The following is a 10098-nucleotide window of genomic DNA, read 5'->3' as shown; positions in this document are numbered from 1 at the left end:
GGTGGATTACCGATGACAATGTCGAAACCGTTGCGTCCTGAGGGGCATTAACTTGTAACACTTAAAAGATAACGATATAGTGTAACCCGATGTACTTTCAATCTGCGTGCTATTTCTGACTTAGGGATTCCTTGAATAAGCCATTGAGCTATCCGCTCTTGTTTATCCGTAAACTTCGTATGCAAATTCTTGCTTCCTCTGATTCTTCCTATATGTTTCCCTTCAGATTTCCTTCTGGCGAGTGCTTCCTTAGTGCGTTGGCTGATGAGGTTACGCTCAATCTCTGCTGACAGTCCAAAGGCAAAAGCGAGTACCTTGCTTTGGATGTCGTCGCCAAGTCGGTAGTTGTCTTTGATTGTCCAAACACGACACTCTTTGGTCATACAGATGTTGAGAATTTCCATAATCATAAAGAGATTACGCCCTAATCGAGAGAGTTCGCTACAGATGATGATATCATCTTTCCTGATCTTTCTTAGAAGACGGCCGAGCTGTCTCTTATTATAATTCTTTGTGCCGCTGATAGTTTCCTCGATCCAATCGTCAATTATCAACTTTTGTCTGTCACAGAAATTCGTGATTTCGAAACGCTGGTTCTCTACAGTCTGCTTGTCACTGCTCACTCTGATGTATCCGTATATCATAGTTGTTTTTCTATATGGTTTTACCTGATACAAATATGAACAGATATATAATTGGATACTCGGGTAAGGTGAGTATATCACAGTAGCCCCGAAGTGTTACAAAGAGCTATGATAAACCCTGCAAGGATAAGGTTCTCTTGCAGGGTTTGTCTTGTGAAAGTATACGTAACAGAAAAGCCATGAATCCGATAGTCGGGATTCATGGCTTTTATGATAGCGTGGGAGAGATTGTTGTCAGCTCAATAGTTCTCTTACGATCGTACTGATGAGGCTTCCATCGGCTTTACCTGCCAATTCTTTGCTGGCTACCCCCATTACTTTGCCCATCATTTTGCTGTCAGTAATGCCGAGACGGCTGATTATTTCCTTTAGGATGGGTGTCAGCTCCTCGCGTGAGAGCTGCTTGGGTAGGTAGGCTTCGATCACTTCGGCTTCGGCGAGTTCCGGTTCAGCCAGTTCGGGTCTGCCGTTTTCTACAAAGATGGCAGCACTCTCGCGACGCTGCTTGACCATCTTTTGCATGATCTTGAGGGCGGCATCTTCGGTCAGTGTGCCATCGCTGCCTTTGGCCGTTTTGGCTTCGAGAAATTCTTTCTTCACTCCGCGAAGGGCTTCGAGCTTCACTTTGTCGCGAGCGAGCATAGCGGCTTTAATATCGTTGCTGATGAGTTCAAAGTAGTCCATTGTATAGGCTTGTTTATTGGTTCGGATGTATTGTTAATTGAATGAGATCGTGGTCGGAGAGCTTGGCCGTTCGCTCTCTTCCGAATTGACAATGTCTTTCTTCAGACGACCGGCCGACTCTGCTATCCGCATGCGTATATTGTCGATACGAGAGAGCAGTACTCCTGTACGGCTGTAGGCCGGTTTCTCTTCGAGGGCCATGATCAGTTCGTCGTTGTCCAATTCATCGAGGTTGAGTATGATCGGTTTGAAGTCCACCACCTTCACTTTTTCCAGTTCATCGGGGCGGTAGTAGCGGTTGATCAGATCATTGTCCCGTTCGTTCTGCGTCTCGATCTCACGAGAAGAGATGGGATCGCTGATGACATTGCCGAGGTTGTCTCCGATGCGGATGCTCTCGCGTGTGGTGTCCAGATCGAAACCGGAAGCCAGAATGGTGATCTTCACTTTCTTGCCCAACTCCGGATCGGTAGTATAACCCCAAATAGTATCGAATCCGGTTTCTATTTTGGCCGTGAGTTCGTTGATGGCTGATAGTTCGTCCGTACCCAGCGGGTCTTCCGTGCCTTGATAGATATTGAAGAGTACGCGCCTTGCCTTGAAAATGTCGTTGTTGTTGAGTAGGGGAGAGGTAAGAGCCTCATTGATGGCCTGCTCCATACGGTCGGGCCCTTCTCCGTAGCCGGTACTGATGATGGCTATACCACCGTCCTTGAGCGTCGTATGCACATCGGCGAAGTCGAGGTTGATCGTCCCTTCTTTCATGATCATCTCGGCGATACCATTGGCTGCGTTGGTCAGTGTCTCGTCTGCCTTGGCAAAAGCATTGTCGAGCTTCAGATCTTTGTATATGATGCGGAGCCGTTCGTTATTGACTACAAGTAAGGCATCCACGTTCTTGCGCATTTCCTCCACCCCTTCGAGAGCCTGAAGAATCTTGCGCTTGCCTTCGAATACGAATGGGATGGTAACGATGCCGACTGTGAGGATATTGAGTTCGCGCGCTATCCGCCCGATGACAGGAGCTGCACCGGTACCCGTTCCACCGCCCATACCGGCCGTTACGAAGACCATACGGGTATGGCCGTCATCCAATATCTTGCGTATGTCGGCTTCGCTGGCCTCTGCTGCTCGTCGTGCTACTTCCGGACGGCTACCGGCTCCCAGACCGTTGGTTACCTCGCGACCGAGTACCAGCCGATCAGGTACCTCGCTGCGGTCGAGAGCCTGTACATCGGTATTACACAGGAGGAACGATACATCGCGTACCTTGCCGTGGTACATGTTTTTGACAGCATTGCCACCACCACCGCCGACTCCGATTACTTTGATAATAACGGGCAAGCCGGAATCCGTATAATTAAAGTTCAGCAATTCGTCTTCCATATCTATCTGTTATTATCTTGATTAGTGTCTTCGTCGAACAAGGAGCCAAACTTTATGAAAGCTCCCTTGAGCTTGTCTCCAAATGAAGGCCCGGTCTTTTCTTTCTTTTTGACGGTCTGTTTGGGGGAGTCTTCACGTTGTCGGTCAGTATTGCCCCTCTGTTCGTTTTCCTTTCTCTCTATTTGCCGGTCTTGTTCGAACAGATCCTGTACGGTGTCGTTGGCCGGTGTTTCTTCTTTGGTCTCTATCTGGCTTACCAGTTCACCCAAATTGGTCGTGATATAATCTGTGCAGGCTTGGGTGGCCTTATATGCCAAACCGATGGTAGAGATATGCCCTTCGATAAAAGAAATAGCATTTTCTGTGTCGATGCGATCCATTCGAATTTTGGCCGGAGTGACCTCTCCGAGTATCTTCTTCATGGCAGCCATATATTTGTTGATCTTGGTACCACCTCCATTGAGGATAATGCCGGCACCGATATCTTCAAGGAGGCCTGAGAGGCGTAGGATATTGAGGTAGTTGGCTGTGATTTCGTCCATGCGAGCCTTGGCCAAGCGATTGACTTCGGAGGAGCGGAACTCCCTTTCGGAGAATTTGTCGGCAAAGGTCATGCGGAATGATCCGTTGGACTTATTGTCGTTGATCATCGACACGTTGTTGATCTTCATGTTTTCCGCCTCTTGTTCTGTCAGTCGGAGGCTGGTCAGGTCCCTTGTGACGTTATAACCTCCCATCGGAAGTACGCGAAGCATAGCCAGTAGCCTGTTTTTATAGATGGATACAGATGTACAGCCGGCACCTATATTGACGTAGCAGCATCCCAATGTCAGCTCATCATCCGAGAGCAATACCTGCGCTTCGCAAAGCGGTGTGACGAGGATGCCCGCTAAACGCAAACCCAGACGTTCTTCTATGGCGATGCGGATATTCTGCTTTACCGAACGGCGAGCAGTGATCAATTGGAAACGGGCTTCAAGCTCATGACAAAATACTCCCTTGGCCTGTATCTCCTGTTTTCCGTCTACATAAAAGAGCGGATCGGTCACATCCAAAACTTCCTTGTCGGGGAAAGAGGCTCCTCGCATTTCAGCCCAGAGGGATTCGATATGCTCGGTGCGAATGACCTCTCCTTCGGGAGCCATGGCTTTGCGAACGATATACTCTTGCGAGGCGATCGACTGCCCTCCTACACCGACATATAGCGATGTAATATGGGTGTTGTCTTCAAGTCGCTCATTTAGCTGGCTGACGATGCGTCGGATAATGGCTGCTGCTTCGTCGATATTGTGTATGCATCCGTGGCGGATGCAATTATTGGCCGGTTCCTCATAAAAAGAAATCGGAGAAACACGTCCATCTTCCGTTTTGCGAGCCACCATACCTCGGATGTACCAACTGCCCAAGTCAATGACTGCATAGATTGTGTTCATACTGCTCATACTATGTGGTGAAGGTAGCTACTCGCAAGAAAAAAACTCTATCTTCTCTACTGCACTTGCACACGGGCAGCTGCAGGGTAAAGAGGGGAAGAGGGAAAAGGAGTGGCGACCACCTGATCTTTAAACTCCAAATTTAATGTTTTAAACGTGTCCCATCCATATTTTGGGATGGCTTTGTCCAAAAAAAGGCGTAGGTTCGACAATTTTTCTGCCCAATTCGGTGTGCTACCTATTACTATTTCAGTTTTACCCATACGGGGAACGAGTATAATCTGCCCGTCATCAGGGACATAAACCTGAGCAAAAAAGTTTGACCAAAACGGATCATCGCTAATAAATGCAATGAGATCGAAGAGGGGGCCGGTGGCTAAGGATGTGGATATATGCCCTGAGGCCATCAGGACAGGGGCTGCATACTGCAGGTTCGGAACGATCACACTCCTGTCGGTGGATACATAGAAAGAGGTATCAGACCTAACTACCATAAAGAGCGGATCTTTCTGCTCTACGGTCAGATACAACTGACCGGACGGGGAGGCGTATAGTTCTGCTCCATGGAAAAGTGAGTTGGCACGAAGCTTCCTTTCCATGCTGTGTAGGTCGATAGAATCGAGCTGTTTGCCATAGGGCGTGAATCCCAGACGTTTCAAATCCCGTTCCACATCGTTTTTTTGCATGAATGCATGCTTCGTTCTGCCCTCGACACGGACCTCCAAGCCTGAGCAGCGTGTACCGTCGGGATAATCCGAAAAGTAAACGATGGCTGCAACAAGATAGGCGAGTACGAGGAAAAAGCCCAGTATATAAAGTACCTTCTTCAGCATAGAATTTGAAGATATTGTTTGACCGGAATCACTAAACGATCGATATCGCCGGCTCCGAGTATCAATACGACATCAGGTATCTCGTCGTTGTGTAGATAATCGAGCAGTTCGTTTTTACTCACCAGTGTTTTATTCGGATTGTCGATCAGATCCAAAATCAAACGGCTGGTTACACCGGGCATAGGAAGCTCCCGCGCGGGATAAATATCCAGCAAAACGACCTTGTCCAACATCGAAAGGCTCTTCGCAAAATCCTGATAAAAGTCTGCTGTGCGACTATAAAGATGTGGTTGGAAGATCCCCATGATACGTCGGTCGGAGTATAGCTCGCGTACGGAGCGAATAGCAGCATCCAATTCTACGGGATGGTGTGCATAATCATCGATCAGGACTACACGGTCTGTGTCCAAGACTTTTTCGAAGCGACGATGAGAGCCTTTGAAAGATGCGATGCCACTTCGAAGCTCTTCCAAGGTGACGCCGTTAAGATGTGCGATAGCCATAGCTGCTACGGCATTCTCTACATTGATGCGTATGGGTACGCCGAGTTCTATCTCTCTGAGCCGTCCACCCGGATAATACCAAGTAAAAAAGAGGCGACCATCCCTGATCGTGATGTCGGAAGCGTAATAATCAGCCTGCCGATCATCGGATGAATATGTAAACAGTCTGACGTCGCTTCCCAGCCGAGGATTGACCGGTGCACCGTATTTAAGCAGCAGTACTCCGCCGGATTGAATTAGAGAGGTGAAATGTTCGAAGCTGTCGCGATAATTCTCAGCCGTACCGTATATATCCAAATGATCTGGATCAGCAGATGTGATGATAGCCATAAAAGGCTTCAGATGGTGGAATGAACGATCGAATTCGTCCGCTTCGACGACTACCAAATCACTTTTGTCCGAAAGCAATAAGTTTGATTGATAATTATTGGAGATGCCTCCGAGGAAGGCGTTGCAATCCACATGGCTGTATCTCAGCAAATGTGCCAGTAAGGTAGAGGTCGTAGTCTTTCCGTGTGTCCCGGCGACACAGAGTGCACGTTCCATCAGGGTTATCTCTCCGAGGATTTCAGCACGCTTCATTACGCGGTAACCATTGGATCTGAAGTAGGTTAGTTCCGCGTGATCGGCAGGTACGGCAGGAGTATAAACGATCAACGAATCGGCCGGAGAGAAAAACGCCGTCGGAATCAAATTCAGGTCATCGCTGAAGTGAACTCCTATTCCTTCTTTGATCAATTGGTCTGTAATGGGACTCGGTGTCAGATCATACCCGCACACTTCGAATCCTTTTGCATGGAAGTAGCGGGCAATAGCACTCATGCCGATCCCTCCGATCCCAATGAAATACACTCTTTTCATTGTTTTGCACTTTTCTCTGATTCCACTATTCTTGCTATTTCGTCCACAATTCGATCTGCCGCCTGCGGTTTGGCCAGTTTTCGGATCTGTTCGCTCAGAGAACTCAGTTCTGTCGGATTGCGAACCAGAGACAAAGCTGTATCGGTCAGTAATTCCACAGCTTTCGCGTCCGGAATTAGAACAGCAGCAGCGCGAGTAGACAGAGCCAAAGCATTCTTCGTTTGATGATCTTCAGCCACATTGGGCGAAGGAACCAGTATGGCGGGTTTCCCCAGCAGGCAAAGCTCCGATATGGAGCATGCTCCGGCGCGTGATACAACCAGATCGGCGGCACGATAAGCATAGTCCATTCGGGTGATAAAATCATTGACATAGCATTTAAGCCTGGGATGATTCTCTACTGCGTTTCTGGCCGTTTCGATGTAGCTCTTGCCCGTTTGCCATATAAGGCGTACACCGCTTTCGGCCCATTGCCCTAACTTCTCTGTGATGCTTTTGTTAATGGTGAGAGCTCCCAAGCTCCCTCCGACCACTAAGACGACAGGCGATTCGGACTGTTCGAGTCCGAAAAAGTGGAGAGCTTCGGATCGGTCGGGACGGCCGAACTCTATTTCCGGGCGAATCGGATTGCCCGTAAAAACGATTTTTTCAGCAGGAAAAAATCTGTCCATTTCGGGATAGGCTACACAGATTTTATGTGCTCCTCGGCTCAAGAGCTTATTCGTTATACCGGCATAGCTGTTTTGTTCCTGGATAAGGGTAGGGATACCGAAGGAGTGTGCTCTGCGCAGAGTGGGACCGCTGGCATAACCACCTACGCCGATCACAACATCGGGGCGAAAGTTCTTTATAGTCTTACCGGCCAGTCTCAGGCTTCGGAAAACGGCAGTGGCTACCTTGAAATTCGACAATACATTTTTCCTGTTTAGTCCCTTGATGGGTAGGCCTACGATTTCGTAGCCGGATCGTGGTACGCGCTCCATTTCCATTCGTCCGTCAGCACCGACAAATAAGATGTCACATTCGGGATATCGGCGACGGAGGGCATCCGCAATGGATATGGCGGGGAAAATATGTCCTCCTGTCCCCCCTCCACTTATGATAAAACGCAGTTTGGCGTTTGACTTTTCGTTATTCATGCGTCCAATATATTTATTTCTTGTGGTTCATCGTCGGATACTTCTGCTTCGATCGCTACTGCTTCGGTAGTCTCTTCCTCTTCTTTGTTTAGCGTTGTCCGTCGCGAGATACTCATCATGATCCCGAAAGCCAAACTCGTAATCAGGTACGATGTCCCTCCCTTACTAATGAGCGGGAGAGTCTGCCCCGTGACGATAATTCCCGATGCTACGATGAAATTGAACATTGCTTGCAATAGATACAGCAGCCCGAACCCCATCAGGAGCATTCCCTCGTAGCGGCTGACTGCCCTTTGGGCTAACTGTGCCAATCGAAAAAATAAGACGAAATAAGCCAGCGGGATCAGTATTCCTCCAACAATGAAGCCCATTTCTTCGATAATAATGGCATAGATATAATCCGAGAAAGCCTGTGGCAATATATCTCTCTCGATACTGTTCCCCGGCATTACTCCGAACAGCCCTCCACGAGCGATAGCAATCTTCGCATGTGATTCCTGAAAGTTGTCATCCGTAATGACGTAAATCATCGAATCTCGCTGTTCAGGGCTTAAATCTTTTAGCGCCGGATCACTTACGATACGGTTTTTCCAAGTGGGAGCACGATTGGATAGTTTGCTCAGTGTTTGCGACGGTAGCGTAAGCAATAGGATATATGCCAGAATGGCAAAGGCTACTCCCCCGATGAATAGCCAGAAGAGATTCTTGGCGGGAGCACCTCCGATCCAGGAAATAAAGAAAAAGAAGGCTGCAATGAGCATGGCTGTGGATAGATTGTCTTTGGCAATGATAAGGATCGGGATTGCCGTAAGTATCGAGAACCAGACAAATCTTTTCTTGGCAGACAGGTGTCCGAGCAATGTATAGATGATAGCGGCGATCATGACCAGAGCTATCTTCATCAGCTCTGAGGGTTGGAATGTAAGGCCGAATGGCAGGGGGATCCAACGCGAAGCTCCGTTTATGCTCGTTCCATTGAATACTGCAATGATCAATAATACCAAGGATAGAAGGTATAGTCCCCCTCCCAAGAACTTCAAGGTCGTGGAGTTCAATCGGGATACTAAGACAACTGTTACAATGGACATGATGATGAATGCCCCATGCTTCAGTATGGGCGACATCATTCGCCCCTGATATGCCAAAGTGCTGGATGCACTATAGACTTCTACCAAGGAAATGACAACGAGAAAGAAGAAAACGACCCAAAGGGTCTTATCTCCCTGAAACAATTTTTTCCAAGCCATTTTCCTAATATCTCATAGATTCAATACCTCTTTCCGAAACTGATCCCCGCGATCCTCATAGTTCCGGAAAAGATCGAAGCTTGCACAGGCAGGGGAAAGAAGTACCGTATCTCCTTTGGATGCCATCTTGTATGCAAGCGAAACAGCTTCGTGCATTGAACGTGCATCCGCAATTCGCCTGATCTTGCCATCGAAGAACTTATGTAGCTTCTCGTTGTCTACTCCGAGGAAGATAAGGCCGTCTACCTTGGATAGTACCAGATCTTCTATATCTGTGTAGTCGTTCCCTTTGTCCGTGCCTCCCATAATGAGGATTACTTTGGTTTTCATACTCTCCAGAGCATACCAGGTGGAATTGACGTTCGTCGCCTTGGAGTCGTTGATGTAATCGACACCTTTGACGCGTGCAATCTTTTCCAGTCGATGTGGTACGTTTTTGAAGTCCTGTAAGGCTTCTCGGATATCTTCATTCTTAATATCCATAGCCTTGGCTGCAATGGCCGTTGCCATAGCATTGTGTCTGTTATGCATGCCGGACAGAGCCAGAAGTTCCTCGTCCATAACAAAAGGTGAGTTAAGATTCATGACAACCAATTCGTTCTTTTCATTGATCCAAGCAGTCGTATTTTCTGTTCGAGCTTCCATGGCAAACGGCATACAGCGAGCAGTAGGATGATGTTCCGCCACCCATTGGCTGATAAAAGCATCGTCCTCCCAATAGATGAAGCAATCCTCGGGCTGTTGGTTCTGTGTGATTCTCATTTTCGCTTCCGCATAAAGTTCGAATCGGTGATCGTATCGATCTAAATGATCCGGTGTAATGTTGAGCAGAATGGCCACATTAGCCCTGAAGTCGTACATATTGTCCAGCTGAAAGCTGCTCAACTCTATTACATAATAAGGATGCGGGTCGAAAGCCACCTGTCTGGCCAGACTAAAACCGACATTGCCTGCCAAACCGACGTCTAAACCTGCTTTGCAAAGCAGGTTGTACAACCACATTGTGGTCGTTGTCTTGCCATTGCTACCAGTGATGCACACCATGAAAGCATCGGTGTAACGTCCGGCAAATTCTATTTCAGATACGATTCCTATCCCTTTGGCAAGGGCTTGGCGGATAATCGGTGCCGTGTCGGGGATGCCCGGGCTTTTGATGAGTTCTCCCGCTTGGAGGATTATCTCCTCCGTATGCTGTCCCTCTTCGTAAGGTATGGCATACCGCTCCAACTCTTCCTTGTATTTCGGGGCTATCTTTCCGTAGTCGGATACAAATACACTCAGACCTTTGGCCTGTGCCAAAAGCGCAGCACCTATTCCGCTTTCTCCTGCTCCGAGAACGACTATATCATATTTTAATTGCTCCATCTT

9 protein-coding genes are annotated in these 10098 nt (G+C 48.0%); all 9 read right to left on the bottom strand.

All coding sequences use genetic code 11. From position 1 onward, the window contains the following. Nucleotides 1-47 precede the first annotated feature (47 nt). The 9 genes from HQ50_RS07280 to murD all read right to left on the bottom strand — a co-directional run bounded on the left by HQ50_RS07280 (nucleotide 48) and on the right by murD (nucleotide 10095). Entirely contained in the window at nucleotides 48-644 is a 597-nt protein-coding gene (locus HQ50_RS07280; protein WP_039419416.1) for a master DNA invertase Mpi family serine-type recombinase, read from the bottom strand. A gap of 234 nt (nucleotides 645-878) precedes the next feature. Continuing rightward, on the bottom strand, nucleotides 879-1328 hold the full coding sequence (locus tag HQ50_RS07275; RefSeq protein WP_018964999.1) for a GatB/YqeY domain-containing protein: 450 nt from the start codon (nucleotides 1326-1328) through the stop codon (nucleotides 879-881). 33 nt (nucleotides 1329-1361) lie between these two features. Further along, nucleotides 1362-2714 (bottom strand): cell division protein FtsZ, encoded by a 1353-nt coding sequence (gene ftsZ / locus HQ50_RS07270; RefSeq protein ID WP_039429382.1) that lies wholly within the window; start codon nucleotides 2712-2714, stop codon nucleotides 1362-1364. A gap of 2 nt (nucleotides 2715-2716) precedes the next feature. Beyond that, a complete protein-coding gene (locus HQ50_RS07265) occupies nucleotides 2717-4156 on the bottom strand; it encodes a cell division protein FtsA (RefSeq protein ID WP_039429381.1) in 1440 nt (479 codons plus the stop codon). Nucleotides 4157-4203: 47 nt separating this feature from the next. Then, entirely contained in the window at nucleotides 4204-4980 is a 777-nt protein-coding gene (locus HQ50_RS07260; RefSeq protein ID WP_039429379.1) for a hypothetical protein, read from the bottom strand. Beyond that, nucleotides 4974-6344, bottom strand: a complete 1371-nt coding sequence (murC, locus tag HQ50_RS07255) for a UDP-N-acetylmuramate--L-alanine ligase (RefSeq protein ID WP_039429377.1) — start codon at nucleotides 6342-6344, stop codon at nucleotides 4974-4976. Before murC ends, HQ50_RS07260 begins: the two co-directional genes overlap by 7 nt. After that, nucleotides 6341-7483, bottom strand: a complete 1143-nt coding sequence (gene murG / locus HQ50_RS07250) for an undecaprenyldiphospho-muramoylpentapeptide beta-N-acetylglucosaminyltransferase (RefSeq protein ID WP_039429376.1) — start codon at nucleotides 7481-7483, stop codon at nucleotides 6341-6343. Before murG ends, murC begins: the two co-directional genes overlap by 4 nt. Then, complete coding sequence (locus HQ50_RS07245; protein WP_039429374.1) at nucleotides 7480-8730, bottom strand: FtsW/RodA/SpoVE family cell cycle protein; 1251 nt, start codon at nucleotides 8728-8730, stop codon at nucleotides 7480-7482. Before HQ50_RS07245 ends, murG begins: the two co-directional genes overlap by 4 nt. 12 nt (nucleotides 8731-8742) lie before the next feature. After that, a complete protein-coding gene (gene murD, locus HQ50_RS07240) occupies nucleotides 8743-10095 on the bottom strand; it encodes a UDP-N-acetylmuramoyl-L-alanine--D-glutamate ligase (RefSeq protein ID WP_039422032.1) in 1353 nt (450 codons plus the stop codon). Between the last annotated feature and the right edge of the window lie 3 nt (nucleotides 10096-10098).

Source organism: Porphyromonas sp. COT-052 OH4946 (genome assembly GCF_000765965.1).
GTDB lineage: Bacteria > Bacteroidota > Bacteroidia > Bacteroidales > Porphyromonadaceae > Porphyromonas > Porphyromonas gulae.
This window is presented reverse-complemented; position numbering and strand designations above follow the sequence as displayed.